This is a genomic window from Lactobacillus sp. UMNPBX1, from assembly GCF_002554085.1.
In the GTDB taxonomy this organism is placed as follows: domain Bacteria; phylum Bacillota; class Bacilli; order Lactobacillales; family Lactobacillaceae; genus Lactobacillus; species Lactobacillus crispatus.
Genome location: NZ_PCZI01000013.1, coordinates 41,969 through 60,435 on the forward strand (window position 1 = coordinate 41,969; position 18,467 = coordinate 60,435).

Consider the following 18,467-nt stretch of genomic DNA (forward strand, 5'->3'; position numbering starts at 1 on the left):
TAACACTATAATTACATTATAAATCAAAACTTTATTTAGTATTAAGTATTATTTATGATTTGTTCTACTTATAACAAACTTTACCTGTAGACAGTCCCCAAAGCATCTTGTACAATCAAGCTTATGAAAGTAACCGTTAACAATCTTACTTTTTCTTATGAAAAAGAACCTATTATCAATCATCTAAATATTGAAATTCCCCATGGTTTTTCTCTGTTAATTGGACCGACCGGCTGCGGTAAATCTACCTTACTCAAAATTATCGCTGGTTTGTATCCCAAATATGCAGGGCGACTAACAGGTATGGTGGACCTGCACGGACAAAAGGCGGCAATGATGTTCCAAAATGCGGCTGAACAGTTTACAATGCCAACTCCACGTGAAGAAATTGTCTTTGCTTTAGAAAATTTACAGTTAGATGAAGGTGAGTATCAAACACGACTAGATCAGGCAACAGCTTTCACCCAAATTGCAGACCTTCTCGATCAAAAGATTAATACTCTATCAGGCGGTCAGCAACAACGAGTTGCTTTAGCTGTCTTAATAGCTATGGATGTAGATTTATTGCTCTTAGATGAACCGTTTGCCAGTTGTGATCCTAAGACACGTGCTTTTTTGATTAAAAAATTAGCGATTTTAGCTCACAACGGAAAAACTATTATTTTAAGTGACCACGTTTTAGACGATTATGAACCTGTCTGCGACCATCTTTTTGAGTTTACAAATAATCAAGAAGTTATTGAATTAAATGCTAGCAAAAAAATAGCCTTATTTGAACAAAATAAAAAATTGCATGAGCGACATTATCATTTTGTCTTACCTAATAGTGAGCCTATTTTCACTTTAAAACAAGTCCAAATTAGACAAAACAAGCTTTTGCTTAAGCAAAATGAGCTAAATTTGCATTCTGGCACTACCCTAATTACTGGTGCTAATGGTGTTGGCAAGACGTCTTTATTTAAAGTAATGACCAAAATGATTCCGTATACTGGTAATTTTGCTTATTTAAATAAGGAAATCGCTCAAATCTCAGCTAGAAAATATTTAACACAAGTAGCTCAAATTTTTCAAAAAGCAAGCGACCAATTTTTAGCTGTGACTGTCAAAGATGAACTAGAATTAAGTAAAAAGGATAGAAATTTATTTTTTACTGAAAAAAAGCTCAATGAATGGTTAGAAAAATTAGGTTTAGCTGACCACTTAGACCAAGTAGTCTATTCTCTATCAGGCGGCCAACAGAAGAAATTACAGATTCTATTAATGCTAATGACTAAGCATCAGGTTTTATTAATTGATGAACCGCTCAGTGGACTTGACCATAACTCGGTCAAACTCGTTTTAGAATTAATGCGAGAAAGCCAGCAAAAGCTCCACCAGACGTTTTTTATCATTAGCCATCAGATAGACGAGCTAGCTGAATTTTGCGATTACCACCTGATTTTTGCGGATCAGCGCTTAAAATATGTAGAAAGATAAGCTTATGAATCCTAGTTTAAAATTTCTTTTAGCATTTATTATTTCCCTGGAAATATCTTTAAAAGTTAGCTTAGTTACTAATTTGTTAGTAATCACCTTCGCGCTAGTTTATTTAATTATTACTCGAATCAAAATCAAAGAGTTAATCTTGCTCATTATCTTGCCCTTTATTGCTGCTTTTACAATCTTTGCAACGCTCTTTTGGTTTTCACCAACGTCAGATGCTTATTACGCTTGGAATTTGTCAACGCGTATCTATGTTTATACCTTGACGATTGCCTGCGTGACACGTAATAACACCGCTACAGACTTTGCCCGATCATTAGAGCAGAACCTGCACTTACCCAGTAAATTTGCCTACGGCGTGCTGGCGGCGATTAACATTATTCCGCAGATGAAGATGGCGGTTAAACAGATCCGAACTAGCGCTATGATGCGGGGCATTTATCTCAGTTTTTGGTCGCCGGTCCTCTATTTTAAAGCAATTCTTGTTGCTTTAAATTCAGCTGACAATCTGGCCCAAGGAATGGAATCACATGGCTATGTCGAAGGGCAAAGAAGGTCGACGATCATCGCTATTCCTTTAACAGCTATAGATTGGGTAATCTTCTTTACCCTGCTAATTTTGGTTAATATCTCATTGTTTTTGTTCAAATAGGTGAAAAAATGGAAATTATCGAAGGAAAAATGCCTTTCATGGGCTATGAAACTTACTATCGTATTGTTGGTCGAAGAAGCGAAAAGACACCACTCGTATTGCTACATGGTGGTCCCGGCTCAAGTCATAATTATTTTGAGGTTTTGGACAAATTAGCCGAAATTGATAACCGACGGATTATCATGTACGACCAGTTAGGCTGCGGCAAGAGTAGCATCCCTGATGATCACCCTGAACTTTATACTAAAGAAACATGGGTTAAGGAACTCATGGCGTTGCGGGAGCACTTGGCTTTGCGCAAAATACATTTATTAGGACAAAGTTGGGGTGGGATGCTAGCGCTGATCTACATGTGCGATTATCATCCAACTGGCATTCAAAGCTTGATCTTGTCTTCTACCTTGTCATCGGCATCCTTATGGAGTAAAGAATTACACCGGATGATTAAATACTTGCCAATTGAAGAACAGGCGGCAATTCATCGCGCCGAATTGACTAGCAATTTTAACGATCCTGATTACTTAAAAGCTAATGAGCACTTCATGAATCAACATGCAATTGACATGACGAAAACGTGGCCTGAATGCGTTATGCGAAAAAAATGTGGTGGTATTGTAGCTTATGAAACCGCCTGGGGACCAAATGAATATACGCCAGAGGGCAACTTGCACGATTACGAATACACAGAAAAACTAGGCAAAATAAAAATCCCAACTCTAATTACGAGTGGGACTGATGATTTATGTACACCTTATGTAGCTAAAACGATGCAGGATCATCTTGCTGGCAGTAAATGGCAGCTATTTGAAGGTTGCGGCCACATGTCTTTTGTAGAAAAAACAGATGAATATGTTGAAATGCTGCGAAAGTGGCTTGATCAACATGACTAAAAAGTAAATATATTTACATAAAATTAATAACTCAACGCCCGATGAGCATCTAAAGCCCAATGCGTTGCAAAAATTTCTTGCTTGATCTTCCGCTTGGTTCCAGTCCAAGGATCGTTATAATAGATCGTTTTGCCATGGTAACCAGTCAAGGTAATGGCATGATTAGAGATACCGTCAAACATCCCTACCCAAGCGACCACCAAGTGCGAATTAATCAACTTATCCTTAATTGCGGGCAAACCACAATTAGTCATATTCTGGGCTTTACCGAGATAATGCTTCACTACTGGTTTCACCCCATTAGGAGCAACCCAATAGCCGAGCGGATATTTCTTGTAAGGCGAACCGATAAAGCCCTTGTACAACTTCCAAGCACAGTTATGCGTAGTGCGTTTTTTTGATGTACTGTAGATGTAGGCGTTACGCTTTAAAACGCGACCTTGACCACTAATATTGGTCACTTTAATATAAGCAGCCAACTTGTAGAATTTAGCGCCATTAATTGTTATGGGACTTTGATTTACAGTTACTGCACGATATGCGTAATACTTTTCACCCAATGACTTGCCATTTTCATCATAAAAAAAGCCGCCCCGAAGGACGGCTGTATTGAGTCTGGATCGGATTAATCAAAGAAACTATCAATCAGGTTCTTAAGGAACTTTTTAATAGCCCTCTTGAGCTCTTGAAGCACTTGCCATCACAATTCAGTGGTAGAAATACTACTACAAAGATAAAGTAGACTTCAGCGTGTGCGTGAGCTACTAGCTGGTAGCTCAAAAATTAGCAGGGCGATCGAAAGATCGTCTTTTTTGTTGCCAAACATAATTTAACAAAATCTATTTTTAAATCATAAAAAACTAAAAAAGCACTGACCTGCCACAGTTTTTTTCAATATGCTTGTGAAATCTGCAAATATGCAAAAATAAAAAGCCCAATTTATGGGCTTTTTCTATATTCTACTTATGATAAGGACTACCTGAGTTAATCATAAATGCACGATAGATTTGTTCAATCAACACCACGCGCATCAACTGGTGTGGCATCGTCAATTTACCAAAACTAATCAAGTCATTTCCCCTCTTGTTTACAGCATCGCTAGTCCCTAAACTGCCACCAATGACAAACGTAATGTCTGAATGACCATAAGTTGCGAGATCCTGAATCTCTTTAGCGAACTCTTCGCTGCTGCGCTGCTTTCCTTTAATTGCAGTCACATACACGTACTCCTTATCTTTAATTTTGCTCAGGATTCGCTGACCTTCAATCTCTTTAACCTTCTCATCTTCAGCTGCACTGAATTTTTCCGGTGCTTTTTCATCAGGCACCTGTACAATGGACACCTTTGCAAAACGACTGAGTCGTTTCTCATACTCCGCAATTGCATCCCTAAAATACTTCTCTTTTAATTTTCCAACACATACAATTTTGATATTCATGCTTCTATTATAACAAGCATAGCTAATTTTCCATTCATAATTTTAATCTACCAGCACAATACTAACATCCCTTCCACACTATTTACCCAAACTTTTCCACAAAACTTCAAAGACCAATTTCAACATTTTGTGGTATTATTTTACTTATGCCCCAGAAGTTGTATTTAATAATTTTTCTAAAATTTCTTTATTCACATCGATTTTATGAAAGCCTTTTTTCACAAACTTTATCTCTTAAGGCTTGTTATACCTGCATGAACGCCTGTTTTCTCAAATAGAATTCACTAAATAAGGTCAAAATCATCATATTTTTCCACAAGTTAATAAACCTATATTTATCAAGTTATACACAATCCACAGAGTTATCCACACTTATCAACAGGCTGGTGTCTGTTTGACAACAAATAATTCCGAACAATTTGATGTTACACATTTAAAAAGTTAACAAAAAGGCTATATCTACGTTTAAACCGCGTGATATAGCCTTTTTTCTTTTAATTAACTTCTATTTTGATTTTTAGTTACCTTCAAGTTTTACCTTTAAGTTGACATCCTTACCATTTCTGTTCACGGTAACATTTACGGTATCACCGACTTTATGGCTGTATAAAATGCTGTGTAACGATGCCACATCATCAATCTTCTTGCCGTCAACCTTGGTAATAACGTCGCCGCTCTTCATTCCGGCATTAGCAGCTGAACTATTCTTGTTTACTGAGGCAATGTAAATACCACTCTTCAAAGTAGAATTGATCTTCAAGCGGCTTCTGTAGCCTTCTGGAATACCTTGAAGTGCGATTACCCTTACGCCAAGTTGTGGACGGGTAATCTTACCCTTCTTAACTAATTCGTTCACAATCGTAACTACTTCGTTTGATGGAATTGCAAAGCCCATTCCTTCGACAGAAGTACCATCACTTGATTGGGCTAACTTCATTGAGTTAATCCCGATCACTTGACCAGCTGAGTTAACCAAGGCACCACCTGAGTTACCTGGGTTAATTGCGGCATCAGTTTGAATAACCGTTTGTTGATTGCCTGATGAAGTAGAGATGGTTCTAGCCGGTGCTGAAATAATCCCTTGCGTTACCGTAGAAGCATATTCACTACCTAATGGTGAACCAACGGCAATGACAGTTTGACCAGCTTGTAAGCTCTTAGAATCGCCAAATTCGGCCGTCTTAGTCACATACTTAGCATCAATTGAAAGCACAGCTAAGTCAGTTGTACTATCCTTACCAACAACTTTAGCATTTACTGTCTTGCCATTAGCTAGCATTACCTGAACAGCATCACTGCCTGAGATAACGTGGTTGTTAGTAACGATATAGCCCTTGCCATTAGATTTCATGTAGACTACACCTGAGCCTTCACTGTAAGTCTCAAGCTTGCCCTTGCTGCTTGATGAAGAGCTATCATCACTGTCATCATTACCGAATAAACTATTATAAAGTGAATTAGTACTATTAGAACTTGATTGGCGTTTTAAGTTAATAACTGAAACAACCGCTCCTTTTACATCATTATATGCAGTAGTCATTGTGCCACTAGTCTTAGCACTCTTTTCTGAAACTTTACTACTACTTGAAGATACACTAGTTTGAGCAGCACCATTATTAACTGATGCATTATTCATTTGATCAGCTGCGTAATATGAAACGCCTCCACCGATCAAGCCACCAACTACACCGACAATCGCTGCAGTGGCAATGATTTTACCATTAGTATTCTTTTTTCTAGGTTGTTGTAAATTGTTATTATTATTTTGATTTTCTACCATACTTGCTTCTCCCCTCATCTTGTTTACTAATCATACCGATTAAATTTGAATATTATATGAAAAAATGTTGTGAAAACTGCTAAATTTCAACTAATTTTGTAGGCTGATTAGGTTCTGTATCAATAATCTTAACATCATCATCCAAATTTGCATCCCCCTCAAGCAGCATTTCCTTTGCCGTTTCGTGAGCTAAATACTCCGTATTATTATGTTGGCTGCGATGCGCTAAAAAGATATGCTTTGTTTTAGGTGTGACTACATCAACTAATGCCTGGGCTGCTTCGTCATTAGATAAATGGCCTACATCCGACAAAATTCGCTGCTTCAACGACCAAGAATATGGTCCATCTCTGAGCATCATATTATCATAATTAAATTCCATCATATAGGCATCAGCATCTTCAATTGTCCCTTCAACTTCTTCTGATACATAACCTGTATCAGTTAAAAAAGCGACCCGCTTACCACCACTAGTAAACACATAATATTGCGGCTCAGCTGCATCATGACTAGTTGCAAAGGCTGTAATATCAACATCACCAAAAGTTTTAGTTTGGCCTGGTTCAATTGTATTAATTTGTTCAGCCGGTAATTTACCTATTTTTTGCGTATCCAATAAATACTGCCAAGTCCCACTATTGGCAAAAGCATCTATCTTAGGATAACGGCGCATCAACACGCCGAGTCCGCCACTATGATCGGTATGATCATGACTTAAAAAGGCCATATCAATCTCGTTAATATCAACTCCAACTTCGGCTAGCAAATCTTTAGTTTTCTTACCAGAAATGCCAGCATCCATCAGGATTTTATGCTGGCCTGTAACGATTAAACTGGTATTGCCGGTCGAGCCGCTTGCTAAAACGGAAACCTTCAATTTTTATCCTTTCTATTTTTCTACATTATAGGTACTCGATTGTAGCATCTGTGCCGTATATGCATTAATACGTTTCATCGTGATATTTTTAGTTGTCTTATTTTCTACCCAAACCAGCCAAGTTGGCAACAAGATTGTGCTGCCACGTACTTCTGTCAGTTTGGAGTAACCTAATTTTACCTGCGTTACGCGCGAATTATTAGTCAACTCACGATCAGTGTACATCGCACGCACAGCACGCCAAGCACTGATGGTTGACTGTAATTCACGCACTGGACTAGCTTGCCCCATATATGTTTCAGTAAAATTAATAATCTGATTATCTTTTACATTGATATTCAATTGGGCCGAGTTAGCATAAATTTCACCATAATCTGAGTTTTGCACAAAAACATAATTGTCTTCACTCGACATATCAGGTTCATACTTGAATTCTTTACCATAAGGAATATTTTTCGAATCATTCTTAAAATCTTCAATTTGTTCTAAAGCTTCCTTAGGTTTTTTACTCAAAAGGACTGCTTGTCTTGGTTCACCATAAAGCACATTATCGCTTTTAGAATAGCGGGCATTTACATTAGTCAGCGAGCTAACTTTGCCAGAAAGGTAGTCACGATTCTTGGTAGCTAAATAATAACCAGAATCTGGTGCATCCGAAATCTTATCGGGCAAATCAATATTGTCTGACTTCATTTCATTGCGGATGCTAGCAACGCTGCGAGTAGTGGTATCAGCGTTACTTAAATTAACGGGAGAACGGAGAATTTCGATTCCAAGATAAATATCAATTAAAAAGAAAACAACGAAAAATAGCCATTCGATTCGTTTATGGTCCATTTCTATTTTCCCCCTTCGTTAACAGTTAACTGATCAGCTTCACGGTAGGTAGATACGTCTTGCTTTTCCCATTCACCTAGGCTCTTCCATTCATCGTAGGCTTTGATATAGTACGTTGGGATCAAGTTAATCAAACTATGGTGACTTGAATCCTTTTCTTCAGCAAAACCAACGATAATTCGTTGAATATCTTCCTGCTTTAGGCCGTGATTGACTAATTCATCAACAACATCTTGGGTTGGTTTTAACCGCTTAGTTTGACCATCAAACGGAATTGGAATTTGGAAGTTTACACTATTAAAGGCCACATTAATCGAATCTGTTGAAAAGGTCGTCTTGACTTGCAAATCATGCTTATTTAAGAAAACAGGAATCCCTTCAATATAGTTTAGATAACTAACATTAGCACCATCTGCATCAAAGAAGCGTAAATCTTGCTCGGTTAAACCCAATTGGTGAACATAATAAACGCTATCTAATAAGCGGTTAGTAGTATTGGGGATCTTATTTTTTTCATAATGAGTATAAAGATAATTATGCTCACCTGAATTAGAATCTGGCACTCTTAAGCGAGTATAGTAGTTCAAAGAATATACCGTTTGACCATTCTTATTAGTCTTACTAGTAACGCCAGATGTACCTAATAAACGCGAAACAAAGTAAGAATACGATTGATGATTAGTCAAGTAACTATAAACTTTAGCATTCATTGTCTTGATGTAAAACGGTGAATAGCCTTCCTTTAAACGAACTAATCTAACTGGATACTTGCTCTTAGCATTACGTGCATATTTACGTAGTTTATCAAAATTTGCGCCAGCAATTTTTAGTTGATAAATTTCATTAGTCTGATCATTTCCCAAATAAATCCAGTGATTTGACTGCGAGATAAAGAAGCGGTTAAATTCGCGGTTATCATTTGCGGCATTATTCAACTGGTTAAATAAGGAGAAAGTAATTTCATCTGGATAAACCAACTGCACATAGTTGGGATTGTTTAAATACTCTTCATATTTAGTTCTAGTATCAACTATTTTCTTAATTTTATTAGTGGCCTTGGCTTTTTTTATCTCTTTGGTAAATTCTAAAGTCAAATTATTTTTTGAATCATATAGCTGACACAAATTTCCATTAGCAAAACCATATGAAGTAGTTGGAATATATAAATCATATAATGACTTAAAATTGTGACTACGCGTTTGCTCTTTAATGATATTATTTTGATTTTGCTGACCAATATTACTAAAGCGCTGATCACTAGTCATAATAAAGATCCAAAGCACAATTGAGAGGACAATGACGATCAGTGTAGCTAAGCCTAAGAAAAATTCACCGAATTTGAATTTAAACTTCATCCCAATCATCCTCCTCTGTCATCGGTTCATATGGCAAGGAAATATAGAAAGTAGACCCCTTGCCTTCGCTACTGTCAGCCCAAATTTTACCATGGTGAGCTTCCACAATTTCTTTAGCAATGGCCAAGCCCAAGCCGGTACCACCTTGGGCCCGGGAACGTGCCTTATCAACTCGGTAAAAGCGGTCAAAGATTTTACCCAGATCTTTTCTTGGAATACCCAAGCCCTGGTCAGAAATACTTAAGATAACATGATTTTGGTTTTGGGTCATTCTAACAGTAATTACACCGCCATCAGGTGAATACTTAATTGCATTGTTCATAATGTTATCAATTACCTGCATCATCTTATCGGTATCGATTTCCACCCATAAGGCTTGACTGCCTAATTCACGCTTAATTGTGTATTTCTTCTTTTCTTTATTTTTATCTGTTTTAACAATCATATCGAAACGGTTAAGAATATGGTTAACAAAATCGTTTAAGTTAACAAATTCTAGATCCATTTTTGAAACGCCACGGTCCATTCTAGACAAACTCAACAAGTCATTGATCATTCTAATCATCCGACTAGTTTCTTGTTGAGTAACTTCCAAAAACTTAGGAGCAATCTCTGGATTCTTCCAAGCACCCTCATTAAGAGCTTCAATATAAGCCTGCAAACTTGTTAAAGGTGTTCTCAATTCGTGTGAGACATTAGAAACAAACTGTCTTTGTGAATCTTCATTCTTTTGTTGCTCAGTTACATCGTGTAATACACAAACTGACCCTGATACAAAGCCAGTTACCCGCTTAATCAAAGAAAAACTAGCATGCAAAATAATTTCATCCCGCGTACCTGGATCAAGGGTAATAACGATCTCTTTTTGACTAGAAATCAAATCTTGTGACGAAGTATCTTCTAGTCCCAGTACTTCAGCAATCGGCTTATTGATAACCTCGTCTTCTTTTTTATTTAAAAAGTTTAGTGCCATATGATTAACCACACTGACGTTACCATGACGATCAGTGGCTATAACTCCATCGCTCATGTGTGACAGAACACTATCTAGTCGCCGCCGTTCACTATCAGACTCTTCTTGTGAGCGTTCAATTCGTACGGACAGGGTATTAAATGCTTTAGCTAATTGCCCTAGTTCATCATTGGAATAAATTTTTACCTGACTTGAATAATCACCATCAGCAATATGCAATGCTTGTTTCTGCATTTCTTCGATCGGTTGCGTAATTGCCCGGGAAATAACCAATGACAAAAATGCACCTAATAAAGCCGCGATCAATGACGCAATCAAGAAAGTCAATGAAATTTGGCGCAAATTGTTAAAGACATCTTGCATACTAGCTTTAACATAGACAGCACCAACAGTATTGTTAGAGCCATTGCCACTAGTCAACGGCGATATTTGAATCATGTAATTGCCATGATCATCGACCACTTTATTAATTTGATGTCCAGTTGAAATAACCTGTTTCACATCAGTATTGTTAATCCGTTGACCGATCTTACTTTTATCATTTAAGTTAGAAACGGCACGAATCGTATCCTTATTATCGACAACAATAATTTCACTAATTGCATCATTATTGTAGTCATTAACAATTTGATTCAAGCGATCATTAGTATTTTTATTATCACTGGTCAACTGATTAGCTAACTGATTGCTGACGATAGTCTGAATCTGGATTGATGATTGGAAATTTTCAATGCTATTTTGCTCTAATTGACGGGTAAAATAAGCTCCAATAACTTCAATTGTTGCCAGTAGCATCAGCATGAACACAATTGCAATTTTAGTATTAATGGAATTAAATGTACTATTTAATCTTGCTTTGAATTTTTTCATTCTACTCATTCAATATCTAAAAAATATAAAAAAGAAAGCCACTACCATAACAGTTCTGTGGCTTTCTTTATTATTCTTCACTCGGCTGTTTTACATAATAGCCAACACCACGACGGGTAACTAAAATTTGAGGTTGGATTGGATTATCTTCAATCTTTTCTCTTAAACGGTGCACCGTTACGTCTACAGTCCGCACATCACCGAAGTAGTCATAACCCCAAACAGTCTGAAGCAGGTGTTCACGAGTCATAACTTGTCCCATATGTTGAGCTAAATAGTAAAGAAGTTCAAATTCACGGTGAGTAAGTTCAATCTTCTTACCATTTTTTTCTACAATATAGGCATCTGGCATAATGACCAAGTTACCGATCTTAATATTCTTATCGGTCTCTTCTTGGCTGGCAGCTTCTGCTTTTTTAACAATATCACGACGACGCAGGTTAGCCTTCACACGGGCAACTAATTCCCGGTTAGAAAACGGCTTGGTTACGTAGTCATCTGCACCCATTTCCAGTCCTAAGACTTTATCAATTTCAGTATCTTTAGCAGTTACCATGATGATTGGCATGTCATGCGTTTGACGAACTTCACGCGCAACTTCCAACCCATCTTTTTTGGGCAACATCAAATCCAGAATCATTAGATCCGGGTCGTATTCGTCAACTTTTTTAACAGCTTCTTCGCCATCATAGGCGGTGTCGACATCAAAGCCTTCCTTAGTTAAATTAAATTTGATAATATCAGAAATCGGCTTTTCATCGTCGACGACGAGAATCTTCTTTGGCATCGGGAATGCCTCCTTTGCCCTTACATTATACTGAATTTTGTAACATTAGCCAAAAATTTTTGTTTTTTTTTCAAAAAAAGCTTGCATTTTCTTATCAACAATAGCATAATAATATCTGTTGATTGATTCAACGACATGGGTGGCTAGCTCAGCTGGCAGAGCAACGGACTCTTAATCCGTGGGTCCAGGGTTCGATCCCCTGGCCACCCATAATATTTTTCGTAAGAGATAAGATGTTGATCTTATCTCTTTTTTTGTTTCTTAAATTGGATTTAGAAAGGGCTTTCTTGGTAAAATAAAATTAGAATTTGTACGAGGGGGCTTTACAATGAACGAAGCTGTATTTTTTAATCCAGGGGATGCCATCGCATCTTCACACGACTTTAAAGAAGCACGCCGCAGTGCTCAAATCATTAAGGCAGAACGTCCAACAGGGCGCCAAATTGTGATTGCCAAAAATGATCAAAGCGGTGTCTATGCTGTTTACTATGCAGATCACATGAAGCAGGATCAGCAAGGCACAGCCTATCATATTCAAGATAAACTTTAGTAAAAAAGCGGCCATTATGGGCGCTTTTTGCTAGCTTCAAATTATTTTTCAACTTTTTTCAAAAAAAGCTTGTCAAATTATAAAACTACTGGTAATATATTTAAATGTCGGCGGGAGCTGATGAACAAATATGGGTGGCTAGCTCAGCTGGCAGAGCAACGGACTCTTAATCCGTGGGTCCAGGGTTCGATCCCCTGGCCACCCATAATATGAAAGATGCACTGCAAGAAGGCGGTGCTTTTTTTATGCTATTTTACAGAGGATTCGTATTTTTCGATCATGAAATTACGAATCTTTTTTATTTTCTTTCAGCATTCCTCTCGTCTTAGGAATTAGGCTTTTTTCCATGGTATCATAGGATACATAAGTATCATGGAGGGCAAGATGAAACGGATTTATTATTACCAAAAAACAACCGATGATGTAGTCGATAGTCACGATCAAAATTTCAGTCTACCCGATAATTACGTTATTCTACCTAATTCTCTTGGAGCTAGAATCTGGTCCACTACCGCTCGTCACTTAGCATGCGCTTTTGGTTGGGTGGTTTTCCGCTTCTTCGATCATGTAAAAGTCGTTGGTCAAGAAAAACTTAAGCAAGTCAATGGGGGCTATTTTATTTATGGCAACCATACTAGACCCATGGGGGATGTCTTTACCTCGCTCACAATTTTTCCAATCAAAAATTTTTATGCTATTGCTAATCAAGCTAACTGGGGCATCCCCTTCATTGGCAAATATCTTGTACGCTACGGCGGTCTGCCTGTTGGCAAAAATATGAAGCAATCGCTCAAACTAATTAAAGCCATTCAAACTGTGATTAAGGATAAAAAGGGCGAGATTCTCATCTACCCTGAAGCTCATGTCTGGCCCTATTACACGAAGATTCGCCCGTTCGATGCAACAAGCATGCACTTTCCAGTTAAATTAAATGCGCCTAGTTTCGTCATGACCAAAACCTACCATAAAAAGTGGCTTAGCAAGCGACCTAGTGCCGTTATTTACATTGATGGGCCCTTTTACCCGGATACAAATTTAAGCCGTAAGGAAGCTCAAAATAAGCTTCACGATGAAATTTGGCAGGTAATGAAGCAGCGTGCAAAAAATAGCGATTATGAATATTGTCAATATATTCAAAAGAAATAAAAAATAGGAGTTTATCATGAATATTCTTTTTTGTGGAGATGAAAATGCTCAAGATGGCGTTTTGATTTCCACCTTATCTTTAATCAAAAATTCTGGTGCTCAAGAATTGCATCTTTATATTTTAACGATGGAGGCACACAGTGATGAACGTAAATATCACCCTTTCTCACAACATGCGGCTGATTTTTTACGTTCTTTAGTAAAAAAAGCCAATCCTAACAGTACAGTTGAATTAATTGACTGCACCAAGTTATTTGAACAGGAACCGCCAACCGCTAACATGAATACTCGCTTCACGCCATATGCCATGTTGCGTTTATTTGCAGACCAATTGCCACAGATTCCTGATCGCATTCTTTATTTAGACGATGACATTGTCATTCGCGGTGATATTACAACTTTTTACAATGAGGATATTAACGGAATCGAATTAGTGGGCGTACTTGATTATTGGGGTCGCTTCTTCTTCCACAATCTTAAGACCAAGCGCGCATTTGATTATCTTAATTCTGGCGTTTTGTTGCTGAATATGAAGAAAATTAAACAAACTGGTCTCTTTGCCGAGGTGCGGCATATGATGCAGGTTAAGCAAATGTTTTTGCCCGATCAATCAGCAATAAACAAGCTAGCTGTAGCCAAGCGAGTAGCACCACGCCGTTATAATGAGCAATATCATTTGCAAAAAAACACCAAAATTCAACATTTCACTACTAGCTTTAGGTTTTGGCCTTATTTCCATACTCAAACAGTTAAGCCATGGGATGTTGATCGCGTACACAGTGTACTTCATTTACATGAATATGATGATTTGCTTAACGAATATCTCAAATTACGAAATAATTTAAAAAAATAATTTAGGAGGATCTTATTTTGAAAACCATTCCTGTTTTTTACACAATTAGCGATAATTATACGCCATATGCATATGTTTCAATTAAATCATTAATTGACCATACTGACCCCAAGAAGGACTATACGATTACCCTTTTAGTCCAACAGATATCTGATGAGCACAAAAAGAGCTTAGAAGATCTTTCAACTGATAATATTCATATTCAAATCTTTCATATCGACGATGACATGGTTAAGCCAATCCATAATACCAAGGAAAACTACTTGCGTGCTCAATTCTTTACTATGTCAATTTTCTACCGGCTATTCATTCCAGAATTGTTCCCTCAATATGACAAGGCAGTTTATCTTGATGCAGATACTATTATCTGTACTGATATTGCTAAAATGTACGAAATTGATATCGCCGACAACATGTTTGCTTCATGTCCCGACTTATCAATTCGTTACATGCCACTTTTACAAAAGTACATTAAAGAATGTCAGGGAATTTTGCCTGCAGAAAAATACATCAATAATGGTGTAATTCTGTTTAATATGAAGGCCTTTAGAGACAAAAAGTTTGTTGATAAATTCTACTACTTAATGAATAAATATCATTTCGATAACGTTGACCCTGATCAAGCCTACATGAATGAAATTTGCGAAGATAAGATTTATCACCTACCTAAAGAATGGGATGCTATGCCAAATGAAAGCATTCCTGAAATTCAAGATCCTAAGATCGTGCATTACAATCTTTTCTTCAAACCATGGCATTTTGCTGATGTTCAATATGGTCATTATTTCTGGGATGTTGCTAAAACTACGCCGTATTACGATGAACTAAAGCAGCAATTAGACAACTTTACTGATGAAGACCGTCAAAAGGCCCGAGCTGACCTAGAATGGATGGCCAAAAAAGTTGACATGATTGTCAAAGAGCCAAATACTTGGGCTAAGGTTAAACAAACGGAATCAGTTAAAATCTAAGAAAGGCAATTTTATGACAATTCCTATTTTTTACAGTATCAGCGATGACTTTACCAAATACGCTGCTGTTTCTCTTAATTCTTTAGTCAAACATACAGATCCAAATAAGGATTATACTGTTTACTTTTTAAATCAAGATCTCTCATCAAAGCATCAAAAAGCTTTGTCTGATCTTAGCAGTTCAAACGTTCATGTGAAGTTTTTCCATATTGATAATCAACTTGTACAACCTATTCAAAATCGTAAGGAAAACTTTCTTCGCGCTGACTTTTTTACCATGTCGATTTTTTATCGCCTCTTAATTCCAGAACTTTTTCCCGAATATGATAAGGTGATCTATATTGATAGCGACACAATTGTAAACGACGATCTTGCTAAACTATACAACTCCGAATTGGGTGATAATTTATTTGCTGCTTGCACCGACTCCTCAATTCAATATGTAGACAAGATGATAAAATACATCAAAAATGTCCTGGCACTTGACCCCAAGAAATACATTAACTCTGGCATGCTCGTCATGAATGCTAGGGCCTTTCGCGCTGAACATTTTATTGACCATTTTATGACACTTTTAGAAAAGTATCATTTTGATTGCATTGCTCCTGATCAAGACTATTTAAATGAAATCGGGGAAGGTAGAATTTTGCACTTAAATCCTCGCTGGGATGCTATGCCAAATGAAAACACTGAACCTTTAACTAATCCTGGTCTGATTCACTATAATCTTTTCTTTAAGCCATGGCATTTTGCTAATGTCCAATATGCACAGTACTTCTGGGATAGTGCCAAACAAACGCAGTTTTTCGATGAATTAAAGAACGAACTCAATAATTATACTGATGACGAGCGTGCAGCAGACCGCGAAAAATTGGATCATATGCTTGCTAAGGAAGACAAAACTGAGCAAGATCCTAATAATTGGGCAAAAGTTAAGAAACGAGAGGCAGTAACACTATGATTTTTGGCGATAATCGTGAGGCAGTGATTAAAAATATAAAAAAAGCTGCTAATGAACGCAACTTCACAGCAAAAGTAGAAATCGGCGATCCCCAAATGTCCCTAGATCAGCGCCTTAAATTGGTCAATGATTATTGGAATAAGCGTAACACTTTTTCAAGTAAGCTTAATAATCGTATTGGACATCTCTTATTTGGTACTTTATCCAGAGCATTAGCTGGATCAACTGAATTTGTAGGTTTAGAGAACCTAAATAATTTACCTATTGGTGGCGCAATTTTAACTTCTAACCACTACAATCAGGTTGATTCTTTACCAATGAAGCTGCTCGCTAACAAGATGCACCATCAGCTTTCAATTGTAATTGAAGATACTAACCTAATGCTACCGGGATTTTTCCGCTATTTAATGAATTATGTTGGCACTATTCCACTAGTTCAGAGTCCTAGCTATATTGGAAATGAATTTCCTAAGCACCTCAGTGCAGCTTTAGCTAAAAATAATTGGGTTTTAATTTATCCAGAACAGGAGATGTGGTGGAATTATCGCAAGCCTCGCAAATTACAACGTGGTGCCTATTATTTTGCGGCTAAACAAAATGTACCGGTAATCTCCACTTTTGTCGAGATTAAGGATCTACCTAAAATCGAAAAGAAAGATCCTAATTTTTATGAGACCAAATATATTGTCCATGTTTTACCACCAATCTTCCCTGACGTTTCTCTAAACGCCAACGAAAACGCTCATAAGATGATGGAACTCGACTACCGACAAAAAGTTGCTGCCTACGAGAAAATTTATGGTAAAAAGCTTAATTATGACTTTCTAGATTGGGATATTGCTGGGTGGCGTGGTCATCTTTCATAAGAAAAGCATAAGACTCCTTCGTATCTCTTGCTATAAGGTGACACAGTGTTACCATTGATATATCAAGATCTTATTAGAAAGGAGCTTCTTATATGAGAAAATTTACTAAAGAAACTCTATCAAATTACAATGGTAAAAATGGACGTCCAGCTTATATTGCATTTAATGGTACTGTCTATGACGTAACTAATAATACCCACTGGCTTAATGGCGAAAATAATGGTATCCATGCTGGCTGTGATGTTAGTCTGGACCTCGCTCAATCTCCAGTTCTGGAATTGGCCCACATTAATCAAGTTGGTATTTATAACTAAAGATAAACTAAAAATTTGATCAAAATGATCCATAAAACAACGAGAGAATTGCTCGTTGTTTTTTTGTCTAACTCAGCATTTTATACGCTGAGTTAATTATTTGATTCAACTACAGTCTTTAATTACTGATGATTACATTTTTCTAATACGAGTGCTTATCTGACATCACACCAACTGATTGTTTGTATGAATTACTTGGTAACATGAATATTTTTGATCTATAAATCATAAGAGTACCAGTCAGGTTGTTGCTCTTTAAACCCCATTCTTGTAAACATTTTTTTGCTTTGAATATTAAAGTCATATATGTGAGCCTTCACTTGCGTCATTTTCTGAATTCTTGCAAGCTGCACCAATTTGTCGACACATTTTCTACCAAGATGCAAGTTTTGATATTCTTTGCAAATCACGATTGATATCTCACCGTCTTTTAGCAAAGTACAATCACCAATCAATTTCCCTTGATATTGAATATAGTAGCACCACCCATGCACTGACAAATATTCATACATTCGACGTAATTTAGTTAAATCATAAACGGTATCAATATTATCTACCTGCTTACAGATTTTAGGATCCTGGTACCATTTAAGAGTCTGCTTTTCATTCGGGAAATATGGCACTAACGTAAGTCTATCAGAATTTTTATCCATCTAAATATGTCCTTTTTTCTAAGTATTTAATGTCTGAAATTTAACATATACTTTTGAATATTTACCAGTCTAATAGAGAGACAAAGACAACAAGTTTATACATTTCATAACGCAAATAAAAAGCTATAACTTCTTTATTAGCTCTATAATTTTTTCGGTTCAGTATAAATTCTTGTGTAAATAGAAATTAGATAACAAAAAAAGAAGGGTT

At 36.9% G+C, this 18,467-nt stretch carries 19 protein-coding genes and 2 tRNA genes; 12 read left to right on the plus strand and 9 right to left on the minus strand.

Going from position 1 to position 18,467, the window contains the following annotated elements:
* Positions 1–123 precede the first annotated feature (123 nt).
* The 3 genes from CP352_RS07615 to CP352_RS07625 are packed head-to-tail and all read left to right on the plus strand — an operon-like array spanning position 124 to position 3,024.
* Positions 124–1,476, plus strand: a complete 1,353-nt coding sequence (locus CP352_RS07615; RefSeq protein WP_089142963.1) for an ATP-binding cassette domain-containing protein — start codon at positions 124–126, stop codon at positions 1,474–1,476.
* 4 nt (positions 1,477–1,480) lie between these two features.
* Positions 1,481–2,134 carry an energy-coupling factor transporter transmembrane protein EcfT gene (locus tag CP352_RS07620; protein WP_089142962.1) on the plus strand — a complete coding sequence of 218 codons (654 nt, stop codon included), beginning with the start codon at positions 1,481–1,483 and terminating at the stop codon, positions 2,132–2,134.
* Between the two features lie 8 nt (positions 2,135–2,142).
* Entirely contained in the window at positions 2,143–3,024 is an 882-nt protein-coding gene (locus CP352_RS07625) for a prolyl aminopeptidase (protein WP_089142961.1), read from the plus strand.
* A gap of 23 nt (positions 3,025–3,047) precedes the next feature.
* Here the strand turns inward: CP352_RS07625 and CP352_RS11355 are convergent, their stop codons facing one another.
* The 8 genes from CP352_RS11355 to yycF form a co-directional block, all read right to left on the minus strand.
* A complete protein-coding gene (locus CP352_RS11355) occupies positions 3,048–3,584 on the minus strand; it encodes a C39 family peptidase (RefSeq protein ID WP_233186925.1) in 537 nt (178 codons plus the stop codon).
* A gap of 399 nt (positions 3,585–3,983) precedes the next feature.
* Positions 3,984–4,463 carry a 23S rRNA (pseudouridine(1915)-N(3))-methyltransferase RlmH gene (gene rlmH, locus CP352_RS07635; protein ID WP_005720466.1) on the minus strand — a complete coding sequence of 160 codons (480 nt, stop codon included), beginning with the start codon at positions 4,461–4,463 and terminating at the stop codon, positions 3,984–3,986.
* 517 nt (positions 4,464–4,980) lie between these two features.
* Entirely contained in the window at positions 4,981–6,243 is a 1,263-nt protein-coding gene (locus CP352_RS07640) for a S1C family serine protease (protein WP_005723996.1), read from the minus strand.
* A gap of 79 nt (positions 6,244–6,322) precedes the next feature.
* A complete protein-coding gene (locus CP352_RS07645) occupies positions 6,323–7,120 on the minus strand; it encodes an MBL fold metallo-hydrolase (protein WP_089145362.1) in 798 nt (265 codons plus the stop codon).
* Between the two features lie 12 nt (positions 7,121–7,132).
* Entirely contained in the window at positions 7,133–7,957 is an 825-nt protein-coding gene (locus CP352_RS07650) for a two-component system regulatory protein YycI (RefSeq protein WP_005720462.1), read from the minus strand.
* Positions 7,958–7,959: 2 nt separating this feature from the next.
* Complete coding sequence (locus CP352_RS07655) at positions 7,960–9,321, minus strand: YycH family regulatory protein (RefSeq protein ID WP_089145363.1); 1,362 nt, start codon at positions 9,319–9,321, stop codon at positions 7,960–7,962.
* Entirely contained in the window at positions 9,302–11,155 is a 1,854-nt protein-coding gene (walK, locus tag CP352_RS07660) for a cell wall metabolism sensor histidine kinase WalK (RefSeq protein WP_089142981.1), read from the minus strand. The genes CP352_RS07655 and walK overlap by 20 nt, the downstream gene beginning before the upstream one ends.
* Positions 11,156–11,225: 70 nt before the next feature.
* Positions 11,226–11,942 carry a response regulator YycF gene (yycF, locus tag CP352_RS07665; RefSeq protein WP_005720459.1) on the minus strand — a complete coding sequence of 239 codons (717 nt, stop codon included), beginning with the start codon at positions 11,940–11,942 and terminating at the stop codon, positions 11,226–11,228.
* Positions 11,943–12,079: 137 nt separating this feature from the next.
* Between yycF and CP352_RS07670 the strand changes: the two genes are divergently transcribed.
* The 9 genes from CP352_RS07670 to CP352_RS07710 all read left to right on the plus strand — a co-directional run bounded on the left by CP352_RS07670 (position 12,080) and on the right by CP352_RS07710 (position 17,603).
* Positions 12,080–12,152, plus strand: a tRNA-Lys gene (locus CP352_RS07670).
* A 118-nt stretch (positions 12,153–12,270) separates the two neighbouring features.
* Entirely contained in the window at positions 12,271–12,492 is a 222-nt protein-coding gene (locus CP352_RS07675; protein WP_005720458.1) for a hypothetical protein, read from the plus strand.
* Between the two features lie 132 nt (positions 12,493–12,624).
* A tRNA-Lys gene (locus tag CP352_RS07680) sits at positions 12,625–12,697 on the plus strand.
* Positions 12,698–12,876: 179 nt separating this feature from the next.
* Complete coding sequence (locus CP352_RS07685) at positions 12,877–13,638, plus strand: 1-acyl-sn-glycerol-3-phosphate acyltransferase (protein WP_013085640.1); 762 nt, start codon at positions 12,877–12,879, stop codon at positions 13,636–13,638.
* Positions 13,639–13,654: 16 nt separating this feature from the next.
* On the plus strand, positions 13,655–14,491 hold the full coding sequence (locus CP352_RS07690; RefSeq protein ID WP_065991057.1) for a glycosyltransferase: 837 nt from the start codon (positions 13,655–13,657) through the stop codon (positions 14,489–14,491).
* 17 nt (positions 14,492–14,508) lie between these two features.
* Positions 14,509–15,462, plus strand: a complete 954-nt coding sequence (locus tag CP352_RS07695) for a glycosyltransferase family 8 protein (RefSeq protein ID WP_035443297.1) — start codon at positions 14,509–14,511, stop codon at positions 15,460–15,462.
* A gap of 13 nt (positions 15,463–15,475) precedes the next feature.
* Positions 15,476–16,423 carry a glycosyltransferase family 8 protein gene (locus tag CP352_RS07700; RefSeq protein ID WP_089145365.1) on the plus strand — a complete coding sequence of 316 codons (948 nt, stop codon included), beginning with the start codon at positions 15,476–15,478 and terminating at the stop codon, positions 16,421–16,423.
* A complete protein-coding gene (locus CP352_RS07705; protein WP_013085637.1) occupies positions 16,420–17,289 on the plus strand; it encodes a lysophospholipid acyltransferase family protein in 870 nt (289 codons plus the stop codon). The genes CP352_RS07700 and CP352_RS07705 overlap by 4 nt, the downstream gene beginning before the upstream one ends.
* A gap of 92 nt (positions 17,290–17,381) precedes the next feature.
* Entirely contained in the window at positions 17,382–17,603 is a 222-nt protein-coding gene (locus tag CP352_RS07710) for a cytochrome b5 domain-containing protein (protein ID WP_005726080.1), read from the plus strand.
* A gap of 218 nt (positions 17,604–17,821) precedes the next feature.
* Here CP352_RS07710 and CP352_RS07715 read toward each other — a convergent pair whose 3' ends face one another.
* Entirely contained in the window at positions 17,822–18,256 is a 435-nt protein-coding gene (locus tag CP352_RS07715) for a GNAT family N-acetyltransferase (RefSeq protein ID WP_005723985.1), read from the minus strand.
* Positions 18,257–18,467 lie beyond the last annotated feature (211 nt).

Coding starts and splice junctions, on each gene's coding strand:
- CP352_RS07705 (WP_013085637.1), top strand. CDS start 16,420: ATGATTTTTGGCGATAATCGTGAGGCAGTGATTAAAAATATAAAAAAA.
- CP352_RS07620 (WP_089142962.1), top strand. CDS start 1,481: ATGAATCCTAGTTTAAAATTTCTTTTAGCATTTATTATTTCCCTGGAA.
- CP352_RS07675 (WP_005720458.1), top strand. CDS start 12,271: ATGAACGAAGCTGTATTTTTTAATCCAGGGGATGCCATCGCATCTTCA.
- CP352_RS07650 (WP_005720462.1), bottom strand. CDS start 7,957: ATGGACCATAAACGAATCGAATGGCTATTTTTCGTTGTTTTCTTTTTA.
- CP352_RS07710 (WP_005726080.1), top strand. CDS start 17,382: ATGAGAAAATTTACTAAAGAAACTCTATCAAATTACAATGGTAAAAAT.
- CP352_RS07690 (WP_065991057.1), top strand. CDS start 13,655: ATGAATATTCTTTTTTGTGGAGATGAAAATGCTCAAGATGGCGTTTTG.
- CP352_RS07615 (WP_089142963.1), top strand. CDS start 124: ATGAAAGTAACCGTTAACAATCTTACTTTTTCTTATGAAAAAGAACCT.
- yycF (WP_005720459.1), bottom strand. CDS start 11,942: ATGCCAAAGAAGATTCTCGTCGTCGACGATGAAAAGCCGATTTCTGAT.
- CP352_RS07700 (WP_089145365.1), top strand. CDS start 15,476: ATGACAATTCCTATTTTTTACAGTATCAGCGATGACTTTACCAAATAC.
- walK (WP_089142981.1), bottom strand. CDS start 11,155: ATGAAAAAATTCAAAGCAAGATTAAATAGTACATTTAATTCCATTAAT.
- CP352_RS07655 (WP_089145363.1), bottom strand. CDS start 9,321: ATGATTGGGATGAAGTTTAAATTCAAATTCGGTGAATTTTTCTTAGGC.
- CP352_RS07715 (WP_005723985.1), bottom strand. CDS start 18,256: ATGGATAAAAATTCTGATAGACTTACGTTAGTGCCATATTTCCCGAAT.
- rlmH (WP_005720466.1), bottom strand. CDS start 4,463: ATGAATATCAAAATTGTATGTGTTGGAAAATTAAAAGAGAAGTATTTT.
- CP352_RS07640 (WP_005723996.1), bottom strand. CDS start 6,243: ATGGTAGAAAATCAAAATAATAATAACAATTTACAACAACCTAGAAAA.
- CP352_RS07685 (WP_013085640.1), top strand. CDS start 12,877: ATGAAACGGATTTATTATTACCAAAAAACAACCGATGATGTAGTCGAT.
- CP352_RS07625 (WP_089142961.1), top strand. CDS start 2,143: ATGGAAATTATCGAAGGAAAAATGCCTTTCATGGGCTATGAAACTTAC.